This is a genomic window from Bacteroides sp., assembly GCF_019417265.1.
Classification (GTDB): Bacteria; Bacteroidota; Bacteroidia; order Bacteroidales; family Bacteroidaceae; genus Phocaeicola.
In genome coordinates this window covers 53,121-77,618 of the sequence record NZ_DXVR01000001.1, presented here as the reverse complement: position 1 = coordinate 77,618, position 24,498 = coordinate 53,121, and the positions used below count along the sequence as shown (strand labels likewise).

Genomic DNA, 24,498 nt, shown 5'->3' with positions numbered 1-24,498 from the left:
TTTAGTATTGATTAGCTACAAACTTACGGAAAAATCCTGTTATATCTATCGTTGCAAGGAATATTCTTCATATTTTTGCATCTATGGAGAATGAACTTAAGATTTTTGCTGCTCCGTTACAGGGCTTTACGGAGGCTGCATGGCGTGTGGCACATAATGAAGTGTTCGGTGGGGTGGATGCATATTTCACTCCTTTTATCAGATATGAGAAAGGCGGGCTGCGCAATAAAGACAGGCGCGAGGTACTGCCTGAGAATAACTGTGACATAAGGTTAATACCTCAGATAATGGCTTCAGAACCGGATGAGATGAAGGCTTTGACAGATTTCATCATTTCTTTAGGTTATAAGGATATTGACCTTAATATGGGTTGTCCTTTTCCTCTGATAGCGAACAGAGGGAAGGGGAGCGGTATATTGCAATATCCTGAGAAAGTGTCTGCACTTATGGGCTGCATTAATGAATATTCTGCCAATGGAGTAAGTTTCAGTGTAAAGATGAGGCTGGGGCAGATTTCTGCCGATGAATGGAAAGAGATACTACCGGCTTTAAATGCTTCTGAGGTGAAGATGATTACTCTTCATCCGCGTATCGGAAAGCAGCAGTATAAAGGCGAGGTAGATATGGAGGCTTTTGCTGAGTTCTATAGTGAATGTCGTAAACCGTTGGTATATAATGGCGACCTGTGTAGTGTGGCGGATATAAACAGGGTAGTTGAAAAGTTCCCTGATTTATATGGCGTGATGATAGGGCGCGGGCTGCTTGCCAATGGAGCTTTAGCTGCCGAATATAAATCAGGTTCTGGATTTACTCAGGAAGAACTGTATGCAAAGGTGCGCTGTATGCATTCCATGATGTACGAACGCTATTCCGAGGTTATCGAAGGTGGCGATGCACAGCTTCTTCTGAAGATGAAATCCATGTGGGAATACTGGCTTCCCGAACTTGACAAGAAGAAAAGGAAAGCCATCCACAAGGCAAATAAGCTGTCAGTCTATCTGAACGAGGTAGAGGGAGTCAGGTAGTTTTCTTCAAATACTCAAACCCGATGCGGCAGTACAGGCACTTTTTCGGGTCACAGTAATTTTTCTTCAACTGTATCAGAGCCTGACTGTCGCCAGCATGTGCAGCTTCCAGTCCGCATTCCTTCCACATTCGTGTGATGAAATTGTTTTCCGGTTTCAGCGTTTCAAGCATCTCTGAGGCACGAACCGTAAGGCGGTTTATTCCTCTGTGCTTTCCGTAGGCATATAGGAACGGTATCACTGTATTGATAATCAACAGATTGATGGTTGATGTGCTTAGCCTCTTCTTCACAGGAGTTGATACTTCTCCGAAACTGTAGTGCGTAATCCAGTATTCAGATGTATCGGTTTCAAGCATCGGTCTAAGCTGTTCTATAGTTTCAGCTTCAAGAATCCTTGACAGCAGTCCTTGCGATGTGTGATACAGTTTCGCCAGTTGGGCTATTCTTACGTGAGGAAAGTTTCCCGGGCGCATACGCAGCAGTTTCCATCGGCAGTTGTCCGAAGAGGTAAAACCGAATTTGTGTTTCAGATATGTATATTCTTTAAGAAGTCTGTCGGTATATTCATCGTATGCGGCATCCAATAGCCCCGACTGTCCGAAGAATACAGCTTCTATCTGGAACAGACTGTCACGATGCTTGTCTACCGCCCTCAGAGGAATGGTCTGTGCCCACAGTTCGAAGGCATCACTGTTGGTTCCGAAACCGAAGTTACGTGCCAGAGTTATAAAGAAAACGTCCTCCCAGTTGTTGTTATATTTCTCCATCAACTTTGTTATGCGCTCTGTTTTCTCCTCGAATCGCTCTATCTGGAGTGTGTTCAACCAACTGTGCATCAATAGCTTCGACAGTGACGGAATAAGTTTGTAGCACGCAGGGTAGTGTGCAGTGCGTATCAGCTCGTTATAGCTGTCCACAAGATAAGTTGGGTAGTGTAGTTCCATTTGAGGAATCTTTTCCCCATTGGGTCGGCAAGGTTCGTAGTCGATGTCGGACGCTATGTGCAGAATTACATTGTCGTAATCGGAATTTGTGTCATGATGATGTAACTTCCAGTCGGAAGCCTTAAGGTGTATCTCTATGTTTCCCACCCATAACACACCGCCTATCTTAATCTTGGCATTGAAGAAATCTGGGCCTGCATTCGTGTTCCACAGTCCCGGGTCGATAACTTCCACTTCCATGCCGTCTGTAGTACGTAACGGCTTAAGCGGGAAAAGTTTGTGTTTCCATACATAATGTAAAAGTTGTTCCATGCTAACGAGTGTAAATATTGCCTAAATGTAATGATTTATAATGAAAAGCATTATCTTTGTGGCTAAAATAAATCGAAAAATATGAAGATAGCATTAATTGGATATGGAAAAATGGGCAAAGAGATAGAAAAGATTGCCCTTTCACGCGGACATGAGATTGTTAGTATCATAGATATAAACAATACACAGGATTTCGAGTCGGAAGCGTTCCGCTCGGCTGATGTGGCAATAGAATTTACAGCCCCTTCTGTGGCTTACAACAACTGTTTGTCGGCCTTCAAGAATGGTGTAAAGGTGGTTTCAGGCAGTACTGGATGGATGAGCGAGCATGGCGACGAGATGCGCCGTATGTGTGCCGAAGAAGGAGCCACTCTGTTCTGGTCGTCAAATTTCAGCCTTGGCGTAGCTATTTTCTCTGCCGTAAACAAGTATCTGGCTCGTATAATGAATAATTTCCCGGGATATGATGTGTCAATGGTGGAAACTCACCACATTCACAAACTTGACGCTCCGAGCGGTACTGCCATAACTTTGGCCGAAGGAATTCTGGAGAACCTCGACCGTAAAGACAAATGGGTTATGGGTACACTTACCGCACCGGACGGTACAGTGACAGGTACTACTGAGTGTGCTGCAAATGAAATGCCTGTAAGCGCAATACGTCGCGACGAGATCCCGGGTATCCACACCATAACATACGAATCGGAAGCCGATTCAATCATCATTACCCATGATGCCAAGAACCGCAAGGGATTTGCTCTTGGAGCAGTGCTTGCAGCTGAATATACTGCAGAGCATACAGGATTCTTAGGTATGAATGACCTGTTTAACTTTTAATTGTCTTGTCTGATTTTCAGCTTTTAATTCTTAATTTTTAATTCTTGATTCACAAAATGATACAGGCATCACGTAAACAATGGATAAAGTTTGCCATAGCAATGGTACTTTATTTAGCATTCATCATCTGGCTGAAGAGCTGGCTTGGTATAATTGCCATACCGTTCATCTTCGATGTTTATATAACCAAGAAAATACCTTGGACATGGTGGAAGAAATCTACCAATCCGCTTGTAGTAACCGTTATGAGCTGGGTGGATGCCATCGTATTTGCTCTGGTAGCGGTATATTTCGTCAATCTGTACTTCTTCCAGAACTACGTTATCCCATCGTCTTCGCTTGAGAAATCGTTGCTTGTGGGCGACTATCTGTTCGTAAGTAAGATGAGCTATGGAGCAAGGGTTCCTCAGACTCCGCTTCACATGCCGCTCACTCAGCACACACTTCCGGTATTCAATTGCAAGTCGTATCTGGAATGGCCTAAATGGGATTATAAGCGTGTGGAAGCTCTCGGACACGTACAGCTTAACGATATCGTAGTGTTCAACTTTCCTGCAGGTGACACAGTGGCTACAGCCATGCCGGCAGAGGATATCTACCGCATAAGCTATCAGGCAGGTAAGGAGCTTTCCAAGCCTATCGATATGTCTACACTCACACCGTTGCAGCAGCGCGATGTATATGACTACTATTATTCAGTAGGTCGCAGATATATCAATGAGAATAAGTCAATGTTCGGCGAAGTAGTAAGTCGTCCTGTTGACAGACGTGAGAACTACGTGAAACGTTGTGTAGGTCTTCCGGGACAGACACTCGAAATCAAGAACAAGATTGTATATCTTGACGGCAAGGCAAACAAGGAGCCGGACAACGTGCAGTACAGATATTTCGTGAAGACCACCCGTCAGCTCCCTGACGAATTGTGCAAGGAATTAGGCATAAGCCAGGAAGACCTTATGGCATACTATCCGCAGGAATCGGTATATAACATTCCGCTTACGGAAAAAGCCAAGGCTGCACTGCTTGCACGCAAGGACCTTGTGAAGTCGATAACAGACGTTCCTGGAGATGATGCCGGAGGCTTGTATCCTGTAAACAAACTCACAGGATGGACAACCGACAACTACGGACCTGTATGGATTCCTAAGAAGGGTGAAACCATAGAACTGACAATAGACAATCTTACTATATACGAACGACCGATACATGTTTACGAAGGCAACAAATTAGAAGTGAAGGACGGCAAAATCTATATCAACGGTGAGGAAACAAATAAATATACCTTCCGTATGGATTATTACTGGATGATGGGTGACAACCGTCATAACTCTGCCGACTCACGCTTTTGGGGATTTGTTCCTGAGGACCATATCGTTGGTAAGCCAATCTTCATCTGGCTGTCGCTCGACAAGGACAGAGGATGGTTCGATGGAAAAATACGCTGGAACAGACTGTTTAAATTTGTGGATAATATAAAGTAACCTTTTGAAACCCTGGCTGACATATATCAGAGTCATAGTCATAGTCGTGCTGGCGGTGATTATAGTCAGAACCCTGTTTGTCACATCATGTTTTATACCTTCTTCAGGCATGGAGAACACACTTTACCGAGGAGAAGGAGTCCTGGTGGGCAAATGGAGTTACGGATGGCGTGTGCCTCTGCAGTCGGTTTTCGGCTATAAAAGGTTGCTTCCTGCAGAAGTCAGGCAGGGTGATATCGTGGTATTCAACAATCCCATGCCTGCCGATACGTCATTGTCGGTGGACAGTAGAGAACTGTACATCAGCAGGTGTATAGGAACTCCGGGTGACACTCTGATGCTGAACAGTCAGCTTATGGCCGAAGGGACAGATGTGTTCAGCCCTGATGCGAAAGCTCTTTATTCATATCCGTCAGAAAGAGAAAAAACAATGGACAGAGTGTTACATTCTTTAGGAATAACCGACAATCAGTTAGCCGGATATACTCCTGAGGGCAATTATATCAGAAGTTTCAGCTATTACGAACATTATCTCATAACCCAAAGACTTGACCGGCAGGTGAAACTTGCACCGCTTTATCCCGGAAACAGCCGTAAAGCATATCCTTTTGTGGTTCCGCAGAAAGGGACCCCGGTAAAGATATACCCATGGAATGCAGCCCTTATAGGCAATATGATAGCCTTCCATGAGAAACGCGCCGCATCTTTGAAAGGTGACACGGTGTATGTAGACGGCAAGCCGGTGAAAGAATATACATTCCTGCAGGATTACTACTGGATGGTGTCCAATGATCCTGTAAACATTAACGATTCGCGCCTGTTCGGCTTTGTGCCGGAGAATCATATCATAGGCAAGGCATTGAGAATATGGTATCCTTCGAAGAAGGAACGGTTCATGAAAAAAATTCATTAAACACAGAAGATGGAAAGTAAAGATATTATCCTCGGGTCGGCATATCTGGCTCCGGTTTCATATTTCGCAGCATTGTATTCTTGCAGAAAAGCTTATATTGAAAGATATGACCATTATATGAAGCAGACATACCGCAACAGATGCGTTACAGCCTCGGCTGACGGACCTCTTGCACTGACCATACCTGTGGAGAAATCATCCGAAGGCAAGTGTGCCATGAAGGATATCAGAGTGTCGGGACACGGCAATTGGCGTCACGTCCACCGCAATGCGTTTGTGGCTGCATACAAGCAAAGCCCTTTCTTCGATTATTATGTAGACGAGTTCAATGCCTTTTTTGACAGAAAATATGAGTTCCTTTACGATTTCAATATGGAACTCACTCAGTGGCTGTGCGAGCAGATAGACATTCAACCCGAACTTGTTCCTACAACGGGGTATATGGATACCGGCGAAGGCATTCTCGATTTGCGTGAGGCAATACATCCTAAGAAGTCTGCCGTAGATATGGCTTCATTCTATCGTCCCGTACCATACTATCAGGTATTCGACTCCCGACACGGATTCCAGCCGGATTTAAGTATCGTGGATTTGCTCTTCAATATGGGTCCGGAGAGTCTGTTGGTGCTGAGGGATAGTGTGAAACTATAAATCTGTTCCATAACGCGGTATATAGCAAACCAGTACATCAACCGCTTCCTTAGTGAGGGCAGGCTGGAGAATATCGGATATAAGAGCCATCCGGTGTATGTGGCTGTGCCGGGGAATTTCGGGGTATGGTTTATTACGGTGAGGCTTAGTACAAAAATCCCATCATCCATAAAGGGATTTTATTGCCATGTGGGGTTTCTATGTCATCCGCAAGAACGTAAGAATCAGGAATGTCTGCAATCTGTGAGTAGGATTTGTTTTCTCCTCCCACCTCAAACGTCCATTTTCCGTCAATTCTAAAATCACCTTGTGCTTTTCCATATTCTATTGTGTGGGCATGACTTAACTGATTTACTGTGAAGCATTCTCTGACAGTTCCAATCTTTACAGGTACTGTTGCGAGAGCGTAAAGCAGATTTGGTGAGTCAAGAAATATCTTGTCCGGTTTTTGCATTTTCTTTACTGAAGTAATGTCACTGTATAACAGTTTTATGATTTTTGCATCGTTAAGATGGTTCAAGTAATCAAGTACGGTGTTTCTTTGCAAACCGGTAATAGATGACAATTTCGATATGTCGACTTCGTAAGGCACATTTTGAGCTAACACATTAAGTAATGCCTTTATTTTTCTGGTATTAGCTGTGTTTATGTTTCTGAGTTGCGGGAGTTCTACGTCTATTACATAATTTATAGTTTGTTCTATTAAAGTATAGTAGTCGATTGGATTAGTCAGATAGAATGGGTAATAGCCGTATTTCAAGTATTCATGGAAATATTGAATAGGGCGGCATTTGCTGTTTACTTCCATGGCAAGGAATATAGGGTTTTGCAATATATTTTCCAACGTGTAAACAGGAATGTCTATGCTTTTGTAAAATTGCAGAAACTCTCTGAATGATAATCCAGGCATGTCGTAACCCCGGCACCGGCGAGATAAATCAGCATCTCCATTTAGAAGACTTAGCATGGAAGAACAGCTCAAAACTATCTTCATGTCCGGATAGATTTCAGTAATTTCTTTTATTTCTCTGCTCCAGTTTTCATATTTATGGACTTCATCCAAAGCTAAAAACTTACCTCCACGCTTATAAAATCTTTCGGCTGTTTCTATTATTGTATGTTGGCTGAAGTATACCCAATCCAAAGAACAGTATAACGCTTCTTCGCTACCGGGCACAAAGTGCTGTTTAATGTATTGTCGCAGTAGGGTGGATTTGCCCACTCCTCTGGCTCCTCTTATGCATAGCATCGGAGCAGACCAGTTGATTTGTTGCATGAAGCTTCTGGTGATATTCATGCTTGTAGCGCGTAACATTGCGTTTTGTTTTTCAAAAAGTGTATCCATGACTATGATTATTAATATATATTGCTTTTTGCAGAAAGCAATTTTAGTGAGAAAATGCTTTTTGCAGAAAGCAAATGTATGCATTTTTTGTTTAATATAAAAAGCTTTTCTACTATAATTTTAGATTTCTATTAAAAAAATGTATTGGAATAAAACGCTTTCTGCAGAAAGCATTTCCGCCCGAATATGTAAAAAACACTAACACTTTTCATTATAAAGGAATATAATGTTACTTTTGCAAGTAATTTTCATACAGAGGATAATAATCTGTTTATTTGTAAATTAATTGTTAAGAGTATGAATAACAACATTCCACCGATAACGAAAAATCTGCTTATCATCAATGTACTGTGCTTTTTCGGCGCGATAGTGGCAGAAAAATATGGTATAGATGCCGACAAGATTCTGAGTCTGCACTTCTTTATGGCATCCGATTTCAATATGGGGCAGTTAGTGACATATATGTTCATGCACGCAGGATTTTCCCATATTTTCTTCAATATGTTTGCCCTGTGGATGTTCGGACGTGTGCTTGAGCAGGTTTGGGGACCGAAGAGATTTCTCATATATTATATGGTGTGTGGTATCGGTGCCGGACTTATCCAGGAGTTGGTGCAGTTTATCCAATACGAAACTACATTGGTGAATTACGATGGTGTACAGACATCCCTCGGAGTTATCCCTATGGAGGAATATCTCAACATGATGCGTACGGTCGGAGCTTCGGGTGCCGTATATGGTATCTTGTTGGCATTCGGTATGCTTTTCCCGAACAGCCAGATGTTCGTATTCCCTCTTCCTTTCCCGATAAAGGCGAAGGTCTTCGTTATATTCTATGCTTTGGTGGAACTGTTCATGGGAATGTCTGCCAACGACAATGTTGCGCATTTCGCACATCTCGGAGGTATGCTTTTCGGCTTGATTCTTATTTTATACTGGAGGAAGAAAAATGGCAGCGGACAGATTTACTACTGATTTGAAGTATAACTTCTTCGGTCGTGATATAGTAGGACGACTGATACTGATAAACTGTGTGGTTTTCGTCTTTGTGGAGTTGGTGGGTGTCTTTCTGATGCTTTTCAATGTCCCTTATAATCCTGTCGCGTCATATCTCAGTCTTCCGGCCTCATTGAAAGAGTTTATATATCAGCCATGGTCGGTCGTAACGTATATGTTTATGCATGGCGGCATATTTCATATACTGTTCAATATGTTATGGCTGTACTGGTTCGGACGGTTGTTTCTGAACTTCTATTCGTCGAAACACTTGCGCGGACTGTATGTCCTGGGAGGATTATGCGGCGGACTGCTTTATATGATTTCGTACAATGTTTTTCCGTATTTTGAATACAGCAGAGAAGTAGCGACACTTGTCGGGGCATCTGCATCGGTGCTTGCCATAGTTGTGGCTACGGCGGTCAGGGAGCCTGAGTTTCCGGTGCAGTTTATGTTTATAGGTACTGTCCGACTGAAATATGTGGCATTGTTTATGGTGCTCTTTGATTTGCTTTTCATGACTTCCAGCAATGCCGGAGGGCATATTGCTCATCTTGGTGGCGCAGCGGCCGGTTTCTGGTTTTCTACTGGACTGGCAAAAGGTAATGATGTAACAAAGTGGATTAATGCTGTTATCGATTTCTTTGCCGGAGGATTCAAACTGCCGAAACGTAAACCGAAAATGAAGGTACATTATGGCGAACGACAGCAGCAATATGATTATAATGCTCGTAAGAAGGCTGATGAGGACGAGATAAACCGTATCCTTGAGAAACTGAGAAAGTCCGGTTACGGAAGTCTGTCGGAGGATGAGAAAAAGAAACTTTTTGATGCCAGCAGAAGATGAAATTCATTAGGAATACATTCAAGTTCTTTTTTCTGATTATCAATATCATTGTAGGTGTATGTTTTCTGATATGTGCCTACAGTCCTATGATTTCGCCTGTGCAACATCCTTTGTGGGCGTGTGCAGGGCTTTTCATTCCGATATTCATAATCCTGAACATGTGTTTTGTGGTGTTCTGGGCTTTTATGAAATGGAAAATGATGATTGTTCCTGTGGCTTTCTTCCTGTTGGGATGGAATTCGCTCATGTCCTATTCTCCGATTAATCTTTCTACAGAAGCTTCGGGAGGCGATACATTGGAGTTGCTGACTTATAATGTGATGCAGATGCAGCACCGGAAAGCGGCCGACGGAAGGCGGGTAAATCCCGTGTTGGATTATATCAGAGAGTCCGGTGCGGATATAGTGTGTCTTCAGGAATATCCTGCACATAATGCAAAGATAAAGAACGCTTTACAGAAGGTTTATCCGTACGTGAGAGTTCATACAGTGAACGGAAATTCCATGGCATGCTATTCCAAATATCCTGTTAAACTTATCGAGAATATAGATATAGAAAGTAAGTATAACGGCAGTGTAGCTTTCTCTGTCAAGTATAAGGAATATGATATCCCGGTGATAGTCAATCATTTGGAGTCGAACAAACTTGATGCTCACGACAAGGAAGTATATACGGATATGCTTAAGGCTCCGGATGAAAATAAGGTGAAAAGCGGTAGTAAGCATCTATTTAAGAAACTGGCTGATGCAATGGCTATACGCGGACCGCAGGCGGATGTTATCTCGGAATATATCGAGCAGAACTATTCTCCTTATATGATAGTGTGCGGCGATTTTAATGATACTCCTGTGTCGTATGTCCACAACAGGATTTCGGAGAAACTGCAGGATGCATATATTGAGGCCGGAAACGGACCGGGAATAACTTATAACAGAAACTTTCTGTATTTCAGAATAGACCACATTATGGTGGGCGATGCCTACAGAGTGCCGGATTGCCGGGTGGATGATTCGATAGATGCTTCCGACCATTATCCGCTGAGATGCAGACTGGAATTAAAAAGATAATCCAAAAACTCAAAACATATGAAACAAGTAATGATGGCTTTGGCTTTAGGCGGCATGGTGTGTGCATGCGGTCAGAAACAGGCGGATACGGTAAATCCGTTTATGACAGAGTTCCAGACACCGTACGGAACTCCGGACTTTAACAATATCAAGTTGGAACACTATGAACCGGCTTTCCTGAAAGGTATCGAACAGCAGAATGCCGAGATTAAGGCTATAGTGGAAAATCCGGCTAAACCTACTTTCGAGAATACTATCGTTGCACTTGACAACAGCGGCGAGATTCTGTCAAGAGTGGCAGGTGTGTTCTATGCTCTTACTGAGGCTGATACCAACGACGGACTTATGGCCTTGGAGGAGAAGATGGCTCCGGTGTTGTCGGCTCATAATGACAATATCTATCTGAACATCGATTTGTATCAGCGTGTGGCTGCTGTTCACGAACAGGAGGCTAACGGAGAAATTCAGCTTACTACCGAACAGCACTATCTGCTTGACAAGTATTATAAGAGATTTGTATCATCTGGAGCCTCTCTGGATGCAGAAAGCCAGGAAAAGCTTCGCGAGATAAACAGTAAACTGTCTACTCTTTCGATAGAGTTCGGCAATCATGTATTGGCTGAAAATAATGCTTTCCGGCTGGTTATCGACAATGAGGCTGACCTTGCAGGTCTTCCTGAGTCTGTAATAGCTGGTGCAGCTACAGAGGCAAAGGCTAACGGTATGGAAGGCAAGTGGCTTTTCACTCTTCAGGCTTCAAGCAGAACTCCGTTCCTGCAGTACGCCCAGAACCGTGAACTGAGAAAGAAGATGTATCAGGCATATACCAATATGGGTAACAATGGTGATGCCAACGACAACAAAGAGGTGTTGAAGCAGATTCTTACTCTTCGTCTGGAAAAGGCTAAACTGATGGGATTCGACAACTATGCACAGTACGTTCTTCAGAACAATATGGCCAAGACTCCTGAAAACGTGATGAACTTCCTGAACGAGCTTTGGAAATATTCTATCAAGAATGCCAAGACTGAAGCTGCCGAGTTGCAGAAGATTATGGACAAGGAAGGTAAAGGAGAGAAACTTGAGGCATGGGACTGGTGGTATTATGCAGAAAAACTTCGTCAGGAGAAATATAATCTGAATGAGGATGAAATTAAACCGTATTTCAGCCTTGAAGACGTAAGAAGCGGATTGTTCTATGTTGTAAACAAACTGTATGGAATCACTCTCACAAAGGTTGACTCTATCTCTGTATATAATAAGGATGTAGAAACTTACATCGTGAACGATGCAGACGGTTCATACCTCGGTGTGTTCTATTCAGACTATATGCCACGCTCAAGCAAGAGAAGCGGTGCATGGATGAGCAACTTCCGCGAACAGAAAGAGGGTGTACGTCCTATTATATATAATGTAGGCAGCTTTACAAAACCTGTAGGCGATGTTCCTTCACTGCTTTCTATCGACGAGGCTCGCACTATGTTCCACGAGTTCGGACATGCGCTCCACGGAATGCTTTCACAGTGTAAGTACTATGGCGTTTCGGGTACATCTGTAGCGCGTGATTTCGTAGAACTTCCATCTCAGATAATGGAACACTGGACGATGGCTCCTGAAGTAATGAAAGTTTACGCTAAACACTATCAGACAAGAGAAACTATATCTGACGAACTTATTGCCAAGATTGAAAATCAGGCTTTGTTCAACAGTGGATTTATGACAACTGAGCTTCTTGCAGCAGCAATTCTTGATATGGAATTGCATCTGCTGACCTCTACTGAGGGACTCGATGTTATGGCATACGAAAAGCAGGTTATGGATAAACTTGGATTGATTACTCAGATTGCACCACGCTATCGTGCCACTTACTTCAACCACATCATCGGCGGATATGCAGCTGGATACTATGCTTATCTGTGGGCAGAAAGACTTGATGCAGATGCTTTCAGTGCGTTCGAGGAAAAAGGCCTGTTCGATGAGGCGACCGCTACTGCCTTCCGCAAGAATATTCTTGAGAAGGGTGGTTCGGATGATCCTATGAAACTTTACGTGGCTTTCCGCGGACAGGAACCAAGTATTGAACCGATGCTGAAAAACAGAGGATTAAAGTAATACGAATTTGATAATATTTGATATTAAGGTCGCAAAATAACGTTTTTGCGACCTTTTTTGTTCATATTTAGCAAAATATCAGCATTCTTTCAGCTATAAACAGAAAAAAAAGCTATATTTGCAACCTTGAAAAAACGTATTTAATCAAAAAAGTAAAATAAAATAAATTAAACTATCATGCAAAACAAAGGATTTGTAAAAGTCTTTGCGGTATTATTGACCCTTGCATGTGCCTTTTATCTTTCGTTCTCGTTCGTGACTCGTCATCACATGAAGCTTGCAGAACAGGACCCGAAGGGTGCGGCACACTACCTTGATTCTATGCAGAATAAAAAGGTATGGTTGGGAGTTTACTCGCTGAAAGACTGCCGTGAGATGGAGATTGGTTTGGGTCTTGACCTGAAGGGTGGTATGAACGTCATTCTTGAAGTGTCTGTTCCTGACGTAGTAAAAACACTTGCTGACAACAAGCCGGACGAGGCTTTCAATGCTGCTGTGGCTGAAGCTGCAAAACAGCAGATTACAAGTCAGGAAGATTTTATCACATTGTTCGTAAGAGAGTATAAGAAACAGGCTCCTGAAGGCAAGTTGGCTGAAATCTTCGCTACTCAGCAGTTGAAGGACAAGGTTAACACTCGTAGCACTGACGCTGAAGTAGAAGCTGTTCTTCGTGAAGAGGTTAAGGCTGCTGTAGAAAACTCATATAATGTATTGCGTACACGTATCGACCGTTTCGGTGTGGTTCAGCCAAACATTCAGACTCTTGAAGGAAAGATGGGCCGTATTATGGTCGAACTTCCTGGTATCAAAGAACCTGAACGTGTGAGAAAACTTCTCCAGGGTTCTGCAAACCTTGAGTTCTGGGAAACATACGAAGCTTCTGAAATCGTTCCTGTTCTTGCATCAGCAGACAGCCGTGCACGCGATATCCTTTCTGTTTCTGAATCAACAGACTCAGTAGAGGTTAAGGCTGAAGCAGCTGCACCTGCTGTATCTGCAAAGGATAGTCTTACTGCTGCATTGAAGGGTGAAACAGTTGAAGCTAAGGTAGACATGGAACAGTTGAAGAAGGAACATCCTTTGTTGTCTGTTCTTCAGTTGAACCAGAGTGGTGTAGGCTGTATCGTAGGTTATGCTGACTATAACGATACTATCCAGATTAATAAAGTATTGAACATGAAGGAAGTGAAGAACATCCTTCCACGTGATTTGAAACTGATGTGGGGTGTTAAGGCTTCGGATATGGACAAGACAGGCCGTATCTTCGAACTTTATGCCATCAAATCTACTCAGCGCAACGGACGTGCTCCACTTGAAGGTGACGTTATCGTAAATGCACGCGATGAATTCGACCAGTTCAACAAGCCATGTGTAAGCATGTCTATGAACACTGAAGGTTCTCGTCGTTGGGCAGTTCTTACAAAACAGAACATCGGTCGTGAAATAGCTATCGTACTTGACGGATACGTTTACAGTGCTCCACGTGTAAACGGTGAAATCACCGGTGGTAACTCACAGATTACAGGTAACTTTACTCCTGAAGTAACAAAAGACTTGGCAAACGTATTGAAGTCTGGTAAGATGCCTGCTCCTGCACGTATCGTTCAGGAAGACATCGTAGGTCCTTCTCTTGGTCAGGAATCTATCAACCAGGGTGTTATGTCATTCATTGTTGCCTTGATTGTTCTTATGGTTTACATGTGTGCAATGTACGGCTTCATCCCGGGTATGATTGCCAACCTTGCATTGTTCGTAAACTTCTTCTTCACACTTGGTATCCTTACTTCGTTCCACGCTGCACTTACTATGTCAGGTATTGCCGGTATGGTATTGTCACTCGGTATGGCTGTGGATGCTAACGTGCTTATCTATGAACGTACTAAAGAAGAGCTTCGCGCAGGTAAGGGTACTCGTCAGGCATTGTCTGAAGGTTACTCAAATGCGTTCTCGGCTATCTTCGACTCTAACTTGACTTCTATCATCACAGGTTTCATCCTGTTCAACTTCGGTACAGGTCCTATCCGTGGTTTCGCCACTACATTGATTATCGGTATCTTCTGCTCGTTCTTTACAGCAGTGTTCCTGACTCGTATTGTTTACGAACACTATATGAACAAAGACAAGTGGTTGAACCTTACATTCACTACAGGTATTTCTAAGAACCTGATGCAGAATGTACGCTATAACTTTATGGGTGCAACTAAGAAGTCGTTCACATTCTGGGGAATCGCTATAGCAGTATGTATCGTTTCATTCTTTGTTCGTGGTCTTGCACAGAGTATCGACTTTACAGGTGGACGTAACTTCGTAGTTCAGTTCGAACAGGTAGTTCAGCCTGAAACAGTCCGTAACCTTCTTCAGCCAAAAGTTGGCGATGCAAACGTACAGGCTATCGCTCTCGGTACAGACGGTAAGACTATCCGTGTGACTACCAACTACCGTATCGAAGAAGATTCTCCAACTATCGATGCTGAAATCGAAGCATTCCTTTATGAATCTTTGAAAGAAGGTAACTTGCTTGGTGAAGGTACAACACTTGAAATCTTCATCGACCGCGATAACCGTGCCGGAGGTTCTATCATCAGTTCTCAGAAGGTAGGTCCAAGTGTGGCTGACGATATCAAGACTTCAGCTATCTGGTCTGTAGCATTGGCTCTTATAGCAATCGGTCTGTATATCCTTATCCGATTCAACAATATCGCATTCAGTATCGGTGCTACTGTTGCTTTGGCAATAGATACATTGCTGATTATCGGTGCTTATTCATTGTTCTACGGAATCATGCCGTTCTCACTTGAAATTGACCAGACATTCATCGGAGCTATCCTGACAGCTATCGGTTACTCTATCAACGATAAGGTGGTTATCTTCGACCGTGTACGTGAGTTCTTCGGACTCTATCCGCAGCGCAACCGTATGCAGTTGTTCAATGATTCACTGAATACAACACTTGCCCGTACAATCAATACTTCACTCAGTACACTTATCGTATTGTTGAGTATTCTGATTCTTGGTGGCGACAGTATCCGCAGCTTCGCATTTGCTATGATTCTCGGTGTTGTAATAGGTACACTTTCTTCATTGTTCGTAGCTTCTCCTGTTGCTTATCTTACTATGGGTAACAAGATGCCTGAAGGTGAAAAGAAAGCTTAAGCATAAATTGATATAAAATAAAAAATCCCGACCGCTTAGTAACGGCCGGGATTTTTTGTTTTTGGTATAATTTATTTCTTAACTAAAACAACCAACAACTAATAACCAACAACTAATAACTAACAACTAACAACTATCTTCCAAACTTCTCTTTCAGCTTCGCAAGCATGTCTCTTGTCATCTCATCCAGGTCATACTCAGGTTTCCATCCCCATTCTTCGCGTGCGCAAGTGTCATCGAGTGAGTTAGGCCATGAATCAGCGATTGCCTGTCTTAATGGGTCAACCTTGTAATTCATCCGGAAGTCAGGTTCGTATTCTTTAATCTTATTGAATATGATTTCCGGATCAAAGCTCATTGAGGCTATATTGAACGAATTGCGGTGGATGAACTTGCTTGGGTCGGCTTCCATTATCTCTATGGCAGCACGGAGAGCATCCGGCATATACATCATATCCATAAAGGTACCTTTGGCTATGGGACATTCGAAAGTCTCGCCTTTAGCGGCAGAATAATAGATGTCAACAGCATAGTCTGTAGTGCCGCCTCCGGGAGGAGTGACGTACGAAATCAGTCCCGGAAATCTTACCGAACGTGTATCTACACCGAATCTTGTGAAGTAATAATCGCTTAGAAGTTCTCCTGAAACCTTTGTTACTCCATACATGGTTCTCGGATTGCGGATAGTGTCCTGTGGAGTTTTGTCCTTTGGAGTATTATTGCCGAAAACACCGATTGAGCTTGGAGTAAATACTGCACTATTCATTTCTCTTGCCACTTCCAGCACATTGAACAGACCTCCCATTCCGATTTTCCATGCAAGCTGAGGCTTGGCTTCTGCAACGGCAGACAAGAGAGCTGCAAGATTATAGATTGTGTCAATCTTGTATTTTGAAACAGTGTCCGCTATCTGTTGTGCGTTTGTGATGTCTACAATCTCGCACGGACCTGACTCTCTGATTGTTTCATTTGGTTTTGCGCCGGGAATATAACCTGCAACAATATTGCCATTATATATTCCTCTTAATTTCATGGTAAGTTCCGAACCAATCTGGCCCGTGGAACCGATAATAAGGATATTTTTCATAAATAAATCTTTGTATGGTTAATCATCACATGATACAAAGATATTTATAGTTTAAATAATTATGAAAAAAATATGCGTAATAAATACTGAATTTCGAAAAAAAAATCAGAACTTTGGCCTGATACAATTTACATTGTACCTTAATTGGAACTTTTTATCTGAGAAACATTATTTATTAACCTCATAAAAGAATATCTATGTACGGAAAATTTCAGAACTATCTGGCAGAAGAACTTTCCAATATCGAAGCAGCCGGATTATACAAAAAAGAGAGAATCATTACTACTCCACAGCGTGCGGATATCAAAGTAAATGCAGGAGAAGATGTGTTGAACTTCTGTGCCAACAACTATTTGGGACTGTCTGACAATAAACGCCTGATTGAAGCTGCCAAAGCCGCTATGGACACTCATGGCTACGGAATGTCGTCAGTACGTTTTATCTGCGGAACACAGGACTTGCACAAACAGCTTGAGGCTGCCATCTCAGATTATTTCAAGACTGAAGATACAATACTGTATGCTGCATGTTTCGATGCCAACGGAGGATTGTTCGAACCTCTTCTTACTGAAGAAGATGCTATCATATCTGATGCACTGAATCATGCGTCAATCATCGACGGAGTACGTTTGTGTAAAGCTAAACGCTATAGATATGCCAATGCCGATATGGCTGATTTGGAACGCTGTCTGCAGGAAGCACAGGCTCAGAGATTCCGTATTATTGCTACTGACGGTGTGTTCTCTATGGACGGTAATGTAGCTCCTATGGATAAGATATGCGACCTTGCCGAGAAATACGATGCCTTGGTAATGGTGGACGAATCACACTCTGCCGGAGTTGTAGGCCCTACCGGCCACGGTGTAGCCGAGCAGTTTGGTGTTTACGGCCGTGTGGATATCTTCACAGGAACACTTGGTAAGGCCTTCGGTGGTGCCATGGGTGGTTTCACTACAGGTAGAAAAGAAATTATAGATATGCTCCGCCAGCGTTCGCGTCCGTATCTGTTCTCCAATTCGGTTGCTCCGGCCATTATCGGTGCCAGCCTTGAAATGTTCAAGATGCTTAAGGAGAGCGACAGCCTACATGATAAACTGATGGAGAACGTAAACTATTTCCGCGACAATATGCTTGCCGCAGGATTCGATATCAAACCTACTCAGAGTGCCATCTGTGCAGTAATGCTGTATGATGCAAAACTTTCTCAGGACTTTGCTGCCCGTATGCAGGAAGAAGGAATATACGTTACAGGATTCTACTATCCGGTAGTTCCGAAAGGACAGGCCCGCATACGTGTACAGTTGTCGGCCGGACACGAACGTGCACATCTTGACAAGGCTATAGCAGCCTTTATAAAAGTAGGAAAGGAATTGGGTGTAATTAAATAAGACTGCATATAAAAAGAAGCACAGAGTAATGCATTTCGCAATGTATTATTTGTGCTTCTTTTTTATGCATTATATAATGCATTCATTGATTGGACTTTCTTTTGTACCCCCGAGGGGAATCGAACCCCTATCTAAAGTTTAGGAAACTTCTATTCTATCCGTTGAACTACAAGGGCGGTTAATACCGAGCTTTTGCAAATGTTTTGCAAATGCATTGCAAAAATACATCTTTTTGGTGATTATGCAATAATTTATGTGAAAAAAAACGTATGATTATACGTTTTGTAGAAAAATATTGCAGTTTTATTGTTTTTTTGAAAGAAGTTTTCCATTTTTGTAGACAATAATATTTTTGAAAATTTTAAATTGCAGCATTATGGCAGAAGAAATGACAGTCAAGGAGATTGATGAAGTGGTAGTACGCTTCTCAGGAGACTCTGGCGACGGTATGCAGTTGGCCGGAAATATGTTTTCCAATATATCAGCTACTGAGGGAAATGACATCAGTACTTTCCCTGATTATCCTGCAGATATACGTGCTCCGCAAGGTTCGCTTACCGGAGTGTCAGGATTCCAGGTGCACATCGGTTCCGGAAAGGTTTATACTCCGGGTGATAAATGCGATGTGCTGGTAGCTATGAATCCGGCTGCTCTGAAGACACAATATAAGTTTTGCAAACCACAGTCTGTAATTATTATAGATACAGATTCGTTTACAAAGCGCGATTTGGAGAAGGCTCAGTTCCAGTTGGAAAACCCTTTCTCTGAACTTGGAATAAAGAACGAGGTGGTAGAGGCATCCATCACAACCATGTGTAAGGAATGTCTGAAAGACAGCGGACTGGACAACAAGTCTATCCTCCGTACAAAGAATATGTTTGCGTTAGGCTTGGTATGCTGGCTCTTCCAGCGTGATGTAAAGATAGGAGAGAAAATCCTGCGCGAGAAGTTTGCCAAGAAACCTGAAATAGCTGAGGCCAATGTGCGGGTGCTTTATGCCGGTTATCAGTTCGGTGCAAATACCCATGCATCTGTTTCAATGAGTTACAGAGTCCCGTCAAAGAACCAGAAAGCCCACGGACGCTATATGGATATAAATGGTAATAAGGCTACATCCTACGGACTTATTGCAGCAGCAGAAAAAGCAGGATTGCAGCTCTACCTCGGTTCGTATCCTATTACTCCGGCTACAGACATACTTCATGAACTGTCAAAACACAAATCGCTTGGAGTAAAGACCGTTCAGTGTGAGGATGAGATTGCAGGATGTGCTTCGGCTGTGGGAGCTGCATTTGCAGGAGCATTGGCTGTAACTTCCACTTCAGGTCCGGGTGTCTGTCTTAAGAGTGAGGCTATGAACCTTGCTGTAATTGCAGAGTTGCCTTTGGTCGTTGTGAACGTACAGCGCGGAGGCCCTTCTACAGGTCTTCCTACCAAATCAGAACAGACAGACCTTCTTCAGGCACTCTACGGACGTAACGGTGAAAGCCCTATGCCGGTGATAGCAGCATCATCACCTACAGACTGTTTCGATGCGGCATATACAGCCTGCAAGATAGCTTTGGAGCACATGACTCCTGTCGTACTTCTTACAGATGCATATATTGCCAACGGTTCTGCAGCATGGAAATTGCCTGATTTGAACGAATATCCATCCATCAATCCTCCATATGTGACTCCTGATATGGCTTCATACTGGACTCCGTTCCTCCGCAATTATGAGACAGGTGTACGCTATTGGGCAAAGCCGGGCACTGAAGGATTCATGCACCGTATCGGTGGGTTGGAGAAGAGCAGCGAAACAGGTGCTATATCTACAGAACCGGAAAACCATCATCTGATGACAAAACTCCGTGCAGAGAAGGTAGCCAAGATAGCCGATACACTGCCATTGCTCGAAGTGGAAGGAGAAGAGGATGCAGACCTTCTGATAGTAGGTTTCGGCGGTACATACGGACATCTTCATTCAGCCATGGATATACTCAATGCCAATGGCAAGAAAGCTGCCCTTGCACACTTCCGTTTCATCAATCCGCTTCCTAAGAACACTGAGGCAGTGCTTCGCAAGTACAAGAAGATTGTCGTTGCGGAACAGAACATGGGACAGTTTGCAGGCTATCTGCGCATGAAGATAGAAGGATTGCATTTACATCAGTTTAATCAGGTAAAGGGTCAGCCTTTCGTAGTACAGGAACTGGTTGACGCTTTCACTAAAATAATGGAGGAATAATCTATGAGCGAAACAAAATATACAGCAGCCGATTATAAAGCAGGACAGCCTCGCTGGTGTCCGGGATGTGGCGACCATGCTTTCTTGAATTCATTCCATAAAGCATTGGCAGAAATAGGAACAGTTCCTAAGGATATAGCCGTAATATCAGGTATCGGATGTTCGTCACGTCTGCCTTATTATATGAACACATACGGTATGCACACCATTCACGGACGTGCTGCAGCAATAGCGACAGGTGTGAAAGTAGCCAACCCTCAGCTGACAGTATGGCAAATCTCCGGTGATGGCGACGGTCTTGCCATCGGTGGTAACCACTTCATCCATGCCATCCGCCGTAATGTGGATATCAATATCATACTTCTGAACAACCGTATCTACGGATTGACTAAAGGACAATACTCACCTACATCGGAAAGAGGATTTGTCAGCAAGTCATCTCCATACGGAACAGTGGAAGACCCGTTCCGTCCGGCAGAACTTTGTTTCGGGGCACGTGGACGCTTCTTTGCACGTTGTGCTGCAGTAGACGGCAATCCGTCTGTGGAAGTGCTTAAAGCGGCCGAAAAGCATAAAGGAACGTCTGTAGTAGAGGTGCTGCAGAACTGTGTAATCTTCAATGACGGAACTCACAACTCTATAGCCAAGAAAGAGGACCGTGAACGCAACGCTATCTATCTGGAACATGGCAAACCAATGCTGTTCGGTCTTGACAAAGAGTTCGGACTTATGCAGGAAGGCTTTGGCCTGAAGGTAGTGAAACTTGGTGAGAACGGTATTACTGAAAAAGATATCCTTGTTCACGATGCACACTGTATGGACAATACATTGCAACTCAAACTTGCTCTTATGGAAGGCCCTGACTTCCCTATAGCTTTAGGAGTAATTCGTGATGTTGAGGCCCCTACATATGAACAGGCAGTTGAAGACCAGATAAAGGAAGTGTCAGAAAAGAAGAAATATCATAATTTTGCCGAACTTCTCGACACTAACGATACTTGGGAAATTTAATAATCAGAATCATCCGGATAGTATCTCCGGTATGAACGAAAACGGAATGCACCACAGCGGATGCATTCCGTTTTTTTATAGTTTTTCATAGACCTTTACCCAGTCTATCATCATCTTGACGGGCAGTTCCTCTATATTTGCCTTGCCCACCCATGCACCTTCTATCTGCATGTCTATCAGAATGTAGTATGGCGTTCCGAAAGGGAATTGTCCCTCCTTGTCGGTCTCAATTTTCGGATAAGTGTGTGTTACTTTTCCGTTCACCGAGAATACTATCTTGTCCTGCAAAATCTCCACACCATAAACATTGTATCCGTCCGGATTGATTTCCGCTTTTCCCGAATGCTGCGGATTGCTTTTCTCTTTCAGAATGTGAGTGTAATAGGTGTGTACAGTCTGATACACGAAATCATCGTGGTTAAGCCTTTCCAGTATATCTATTTCTCCCGCATTCGGCCATTTACCTTTTTCCGGCAACATCCATATGGCAGGCCATGCTCCCTGTGCGGCTTCCAGTTTGGCTCTGACTTCCACTTTTCCATGTCGCATAGTGAACTTACCTTTGGTAAATACTCCTCCTGTAAGGAATCTTGCAGTGTCGCTCGGTTCTATACCGTCGTTCAGAACTCCGTGTAATACCAGTTTTCCATTTTTAATCTCGTATAGTGATTCATGCGATGACATGTATCTGTTCCAGTCCGATTTTCCTCTTGGTATTTTGGACCATTTATCATTATCAATAGATTTTCCCTTGAAATCCTCTTTCCATATCATCCTGTAACTGTCCTTTTCCTTCCATGCGTTAGCATTGTGGATGGGAAGTAGGCAAACAAATATAAGCAATAATGCGTTTATTCTGTTCATAATAATTTGTTCTTTATTTGAAAACGAATAGGAAAAGAAACCGTAACACGTTCGTGTTCCGCCCGCGTCACGTTCGTGTTTCGCGCGTTACACGTTCGTGTTTCACGCGTTACACGTACGTGTTACGGTTTCTGCGTCGAAGAATTTTTATAAAAGTTTATTTTCGTTCTTTTAAATGTTTTCGCAAATGTAAAATTAATATTCGATGTGTCCGTATGAAACATTCTTTATTTCACCTTTGAAGCCCATATACTTGTCGCCAATAGTTTCCAATGGGAATATTAAAGTTTCAAGATACCAGAAACGGTCTTTCCTGTTATGTCTGAAGTTATAGACTTCGCGTGTGCGGCCTTCAAGTCTTTCCGCTTTCTTTCCGTTTACGAATAGGGTAGTACCTTTCACATCGCCCTCTATGCGTATCTTTGTCCATTCTCCGGCAGGCATACGGTAGTCGTGGAACACGAACTCATATCCGTCGCGGCGGAAAGCAAACTTACCGGTGTTATGCCAGTTGGCTATAAATTCAGAATGTGGACCTTTGAACAGGATGGCATCTATGGCAGGAACACTGTCTGTACGGAGTTCAAATTCCACTGCATACGGATAGCCTATTTCCTTGACACTGTTTGTTACAGTTTCGTTACCGTTCAGCGACAGGACTTTTCCGTCATTGACAAGTTTGCCCGGTTTCTCGACTTTTGCCATCAGATTTACTCCCGGAGCTTCCGGAGTAGTGCTGCATAGAGCTTCGAAATCCTTGAAAGGTACAGCCTTCTGTTTTTCGCCTTTCCAAAGTTTGTCAGACAATAACTGTATTGCAGGGAAGCAGCGTATGTGTACATCCTGCTGGCTCACTCCGTTGCTTACACGGTCGTTCCATACGGCAAGCATAGCACCGAGGAAGTTTGGATTTCCTGTTTCTATTTTCTCCTCTTTTCTCATCATTTCCGGTTTCCAGTTGTTGTACAGCCATTCATATTCCAGGAAATCGTGGTAATAGTTCACGTGAGGTACTATGTAGAGGAACCAGTCGCAGAGATTCACCACCTTGGCTCCTGTAGCGAGCGATGTTTTAACATCCATCCAGTTTGCGTTCCATGCGCTGACAACGCAGCCGTCAAGATTAACCTCTGTTTCGCCTTTCATCTTGCTAAGGCTACCCCAAAGACGCGGAGTCTTGCCGTATTTCTTTATCAGACTGATGTAGTGGTTTGTGAAACGGCGGAACTGCTCTGCCTCTTTCAGGTTATATTCGTCTGTACCGATATGTACTTCAGGGCCTATGAAAACCGGGTTCTCTCCTGAAATATATTCGTCAAAGAGGGAGTCGGCAAAGTCATAAACCTCCTTTTTGTAGAGATCCAGATGGTCTGCACCGTATTCCTTGTTGTCGGCAGCCAGTTTCGGATTATAGTGAGTGAACGCCAAAGAATGTGCCGGAACGTCTATTTCCGGAATGATGTTTATTCCGTACTGTTGAGCCATAATCTGCAGTTCGCGGAACTCCTCTTTGGTGTACGAGCCGTCTTTTGCAGTCAGTCCAGGAAATTTGTCGCTCTCCAGACGGAAAGCCGAATACGCTTTGTTCCAGTCATTGTCTGCAAATTCAAGAAATCCGTTGTCGTTCAGATGGATTTGCAGCTCGTTCATCTTGTAGAACGAAAGAATCTTCACATAGTCTTTCAGAAAGTCTAAGGTAAAGAACTTTCTTGCCACGTCTATCATGAATCCGCGGTTAGGATATTTCGGAAAGTCTGTGGCTTTTCCCTTTTGAAGACCGTCGGGCTGGTTATATATCATCTGCAGCAGAGTTCTGGTACCCCAAAAAACACCTTTAGTGGTTTCAGCCTCTATTTCTATTTTCGTACCTATTGAACATTCATAACCTTCACTGCCCAACTGGTCTTTTTTCTTGTTCAATGATAAAGAAATATCACCTTTCTTAGCTTTTCCGGTTATGGATACAGTGTATTCGTATCCGAACATTTCTTTCATGTCGTCGGCTAAGATTGCAGCCGTTTGCATGAGCAGACTGGAATCTTTCTTGCTTATAACAATAGTTCCGGTCTTCTCAGGCACAAACTTTCCGCTCTGTCCTTTCCAGCTTTGTAGAGCGGGGATAACTTTTGGTACATTGTTTCTGGCGAAAGATGAAATGCCGAAAATGCATGTGATAATTAGTGTGAGTGTTTTCTTTATCATGATGATTTTTTTATTGGGTTTAGGCCTAATG

18 protein-coding genes and 1 tRNA gene are annotated in these 24,498 nt (G+C 43.2%); 13 read left to right on the top strand and 6 right to left on the bottom strand.

Annotated features, from left to right (window positions below; genetic code table 11):
* The first annotated feature begins 83 nt into the window (after positions 1–83).
* Positions 84–1,025 carry a tRNA-dihydrouridine synthase family protein gene (locus QZ379_RS00275; RefSeq protein WP_291556768.1) on the top strand — a complete coding sequence of 314 codons (942 nt, stop codon included), beginning with the start codon at positions 84–86 and terminating at the stop codon, positions 1,023–1,025.
* On the opposite strand, the gene QZ379_RS00270 is transcribed toward QZ379_RS00275, so the two are convergent.
* Entirely contained in the window at positions 1,018–2,283 is a 1,266-nt protein-coding gene (locus QZ379_RS00270) for a DUF2851 family protein (protein ID WP_291556766.1), read from the bottom strand. The genes QZ379_RS00275 and QZ379_RS00270 overlap by 8 nt on opposite strands.
* 81 nt (positions 2,284–2,364) lie before the next feature.
* On the opposite strand from QZ379_RS00270, the gene dapB reads away from it, so the two are divergent.
* From dapB to QZ379_RS00250, 4 genes are read left to right on the top strand one after another with little or no spacing between them, the layout of a single operon-like run.
* Positions 2,365–3,120: a 4-hydroxy-tetrahydrodipicolinate reductase gene (gene dapB / locus QZ379_RS00265; RefSeq protein WP_291556763.1), complete on the top strand. Its 756-nt coding sequence runs from the start codon at positions 2,365–2,367 to the stop codon at positions 3,118–3,120.
* 56 nt (positions 3,121–3,176) lie between these two features.
* Entirely contained in the window at positions 3,177–4,601 is a 1,425-nt protein-coding gene (lepB, locus tag QZ379_RS00260) for a signal peptidase I (protein ID WP_291556760.1), read from the top strand.
* 4 nt (positions 4,602–4,605) lie between these two features.
* On the top strand, positions 4,606–5,514 hold the full coding sequence (lepB, locus tag QZ379_RS00255) for a signal peptidase I (protein WP_291556757.1): 909 nt from the start codon (positions 4,606–4,608) through the stop codon (positions 5,512–5,514).
* Between the two features lie 9 nt (positions 5,515–5,523).
* Complete coding sequence (locus tag QZ379_RS00250; protein WP_291556754.1) at positions 5,524–6,165, top strand: WbqC family protein; 642 nt, start codon at positions 5,524–5,526, stop codon at positions 6,163–6,165.
* Between the two features lie 145 nt (positions 6,166–6,310).
* On the opposite strand, the gene QZ379_RS00245 is transcribed toward QZ379_RS00250, so the two are convergent.
* Positions 6,311–7,510 (bottom strand): AAA family ATPase, encoded by a 1,200-nt coding sequence (locus QZ379_RS00245; RefSeq protein WP_291556751.1) that lies wholly within the window; start codon positions 7,508–7,510, stop codon positions 6,311–6,313.
* A gap of 297 nt (positions 7,511–7,807) precedes the next feature.
* Here QZ379_RS00245 and QZ379_RS00240 point away from each other — a divergent pair, with 297 nt between their 5' ends.
* The 5 genes from QZ379_RS00240 to secDF all read left to right on the top strand — a co-directional run bounded on the left by QZ379_RS00240 (position 7,808) and on the right by secDF (position 15,685).
* Positions 7,808–8,485, top strand: coding sequence for a rhomboid family intramembrane serine protease (locus tag QZ379_RS00240; protein WP_291556748.1), 678 nt, complete (start codon positions 7,808–7,810; stop codon positions 8,483–8,485).
* Positions 8,460–9,353: a rhomboid family intramembrane serine protease gene (locus tag QZ379_RS00235; RefSeq protein WP_291556745.1), complete on the top strand. Its 894-nt coding sequence runs from the start codon at positions 8,460–8,462 to the stop codon at positions 9,351–9,353. Before QZ379_RS00240 ends, QZ379_RS00235 begins: the two co-directional genes overlap by 26 nt.
* Positions 9,350–10,420 (top strand): endonuclease/exonuclease/phosphatase family protein, encoded by a 1,071-nt coding sequence (locus QZ379_RS00230; RefSeq protein WP_291556743.1) that lies wholly within the window; start codon positions 9,350–9,352, stop codon positions 10,418–10,420. Before QZ379_RS00235 ends, QZ379_RS00230 begins: the two co-directional genes overlap by 4 nt.
* 18 nt (positions 10,421–10,438) lie before the next feature.
* Positions 10,439–12,532 carry a M3 family metallopeptidase gene (locus tag QZ379_RS00225; RefSeq protein WP_291556740.1) on the top strand — a complete coding sequence of 698 codons (2,094 nt, stop codon included), beginning with the start codon at positions 10,439–10,441 and terminating at the stop codon, positions 12,530–12,532.
* 177 nt (positions 12,533–12,709) lie between these two features.
* Positions 12,710–15,685: a protein translocase subunit SecDF gene (gene secDF, locus QZ379_RS00220; RefSeq protein ID WP_291556737.1), complete on the top strand. Its 2,976-nt coding sequence runs from the start codon at positions 12,710–12,712 to the stop codon at positions 15,683–15,685.
* 133 nt (positions 15,686–15,818) lie between these two features.
* Here the strand turns inward: secDF and QZ379_RS00215 are convergent, their stop codons facing one another.
* Positions 15,819–16,772 (bottom strand): NAD-dependent epimerase/dehydratase family protein, encoded by a 954-nt coding sequence (locus QZ379_RS00215; RefSeq protein ID WP_291556734.1) that lies wholly within the window; start codon positions 16,770–16,772, stop codon positions 15,819–15,821.
* A gap of 197 nt (positions 16,773–16,969) precedes the next feature.
* Between QZ379_RS00215 and kbl the strand changes: the two genes are divergently transcribed.
* Positions 16,970–18,160, top strand: coding sequence for a glycine C-acetyltransferase (gene kbl / locus QZ379_RS00210; protein WP_291556731.1), 1,191 nt, complete (start codon positions 16,970–16,972; stop codon positions 18,158–18,160).
* Between the two features lie 104 nt (positions 18,161–18,264).
* On the opposite strand, the gene QZ379_RS00205 is transcribed toward kbl, so the two are convergent.
* Positions 18,265–18,336: transfer RNA gene (locus QZ379_RS00205), tRNA-Arg, on the bottom strand.
* Positions 18,337–18,536: 200 nt separating this feature from the next.
* Between QZ379_RS00205 and QZ379_RS00200 the strand changes: the two genes are divergently transcribed.
* Positions 18,537–20,390, top strand: coding sequence for a 2-oxoacid:acceptor oxidoreductase subunit alpha (locus tag QZ379_RS00200; protein ID WP_291556728.1), 1,854 nt, complete (start codon positions 18,537–18,539; stop codon positions 20,388–20,390).
* Positions 20,391–20,393: 3 nt separating this feature from the next.
* Entirely contained in the window at positions 20,394–21,401 is a 1,008-nt protein-coding gene (locus QZ379_RS00195; RefSeq protein ID WP_291556726.1) for a 2-oxoacid:ferredoxin oxidoreductase subunit beta, read from the top strand.
* 75 nt (positions 21,402–21,476) lie between these two features.
* On the opposite strand, the gene QZ379_RS00190 is transcribed toward QZ379_RS00195, so the two are convergent.
* Both QZ379_RS00190 and QZ379_RS00185 read right to left on the bottom strand, forming a co-directional pair.
* Entirely contained in the window at positions 21,477–22,265 is a 789-nt protein-coding gene (locus QZ379_RS00190; RefSeq protein WP_291556724.1) for a glycoside hydrolase family 16 protein, read from the bottom strand.
* Positions 22,266–22,460: 195 nt separating this feature from the next.
* Positions 22,461–24,467 (bottom strand): family 20 glycosylhydrolase, encoded by a 2,007-nt coding sequence (locus QZ379_RS00185; protein WP_291556720.1) that lies wholly within the window; start codon positions 24,465–24,467, stop codon positions 22,461–22,463.
* Between the last annotated feature and the right edge of the window lie 31 nt (positions 24,468–24,498).

What these genes read in the sequence shown, in the direction of transcription:
- QZ379_RS00275 (WP_291556768.1), top strand. Translation starts at nt 84, where the DNA reads ATGGAGAATGAACTTAAGATTTTTGCTGCTCCGTTACAGGGCTTTACG.
- QZ379_RS00270 (WP_291556766.1), bottom strand. Translation starts at nt 2,283, where the DNA reads ATGGAACAACTTTTACATTATGTATGGAAACACAAACTTTTCCCGCTT.
- dapB (WP_291556763.1), top strand. Translation starts at nt 2,365, where the DNA reads ATGAAGATAGCATTAATTGGATATGGAAAAATGGGCAAAGAGATAGAA.
- lepB (WP_291556760.1), top strand. Translation starts at nt 3,177, where the DNA reads ATGATACAGGCATCACGTAAACAATGGATAAAGTTTGCCATAGCAATG.
- QZ379_RS00250 (WP_291556754.1), top strand. Translation starts at nt 5,524, where the DNA reads ATGGAAAGTAAAGATATTATCCTCGGGTCGGCATATCTGGCTCCGGTT.
- QZ379_RS00245 (WP_291556751.1), bottom strand. Translation starts at nt 7,510, where the DNA reads ATGGATACACTTTTTGAAAAACAAAACGCAATGTTACGCGCTACAAGC.
- QZ379_RS00240 (WP_291556748.1), top strand. Translation starts at nt 7,808, where the DNA reads ATGAATAACAACATTCCACCGATAACGAAAAATCTGCTTATCATCAAT.
- QZ379_RS00235 (WP_291556745.1), top strand. Translation starts at nt 8,460, where the DNA reads ATGGCAGCGGACAGATTTACTACTGATTTGAAGTATAACTTCTTCGGT.
- QZ379_RS00230 (WP_291556743.1), top strand. Translation starts at nt 9,350, where the DNA reads ATGAAATTCATTAGGAATACATTCAAGTTCTTTTTTCTGATTATCAAT.
- QZ379_RS00225 (WP_291556740.1), top strand. Translation starts at nt 10,439, where the DNA reads ATGAAACAAGTAATGATGGCTTTGGCTTTAGGCGGCATGGTGTGTGCA.
- secDF (WP_291556737.1), top strand. Translation starts at nt 12,710, where the DNA reads ATGCAAAACAAAGGATTTGTAAAAGTCTTTGCGGTATTATTGACCCTT.
- QZ379_RS00215 (WP_291556734.1), bottom strand. Translation starts at nt 16,772, where the DNA reads ATGAAAAATATCCTTATTATCGGTTCCACGGGCCAGATTGGTTCGGAA.
- kbl (WP_291556731.1), top strand. Translation starts at nt 16,970, where the DNA reads ATGTACGGAAAATTTCAGAACTATCTGGCAGAAGAACTTTCCAATATC.
- QZ379_RS00200 (WP_291556728.1), top strand. Translation starts at nt 18,537, where the DNA reads ATGGCAGAAGAAATGACAGTCAAGGAGATTGATGAAGTGGTAGTACGC.
- QZ379_RS00195 (WP_291556726.1), top strand. Translation starts at nt 20,394, where the DNA reads ATGAGCGAAACAAAATATACAGCAGCCGATTATAAAGCAGGACAGCCT.
- QZ379_RS00190 (WP_291556724.1), bottom strand. Translation starts at nt 22,265, where the DNA reads ATGAACAGAATAAACGCATTATTGCTTATATTTGTTTGCCTACTTCCC.
- QZ379_RS00185 (WP_291556720.1), bottom strand. Translation starts at nt 24,467, where the DNA reads ATGATAAAGAAAACACTCACACTAATTATCACATGCATTTTCGGCATT.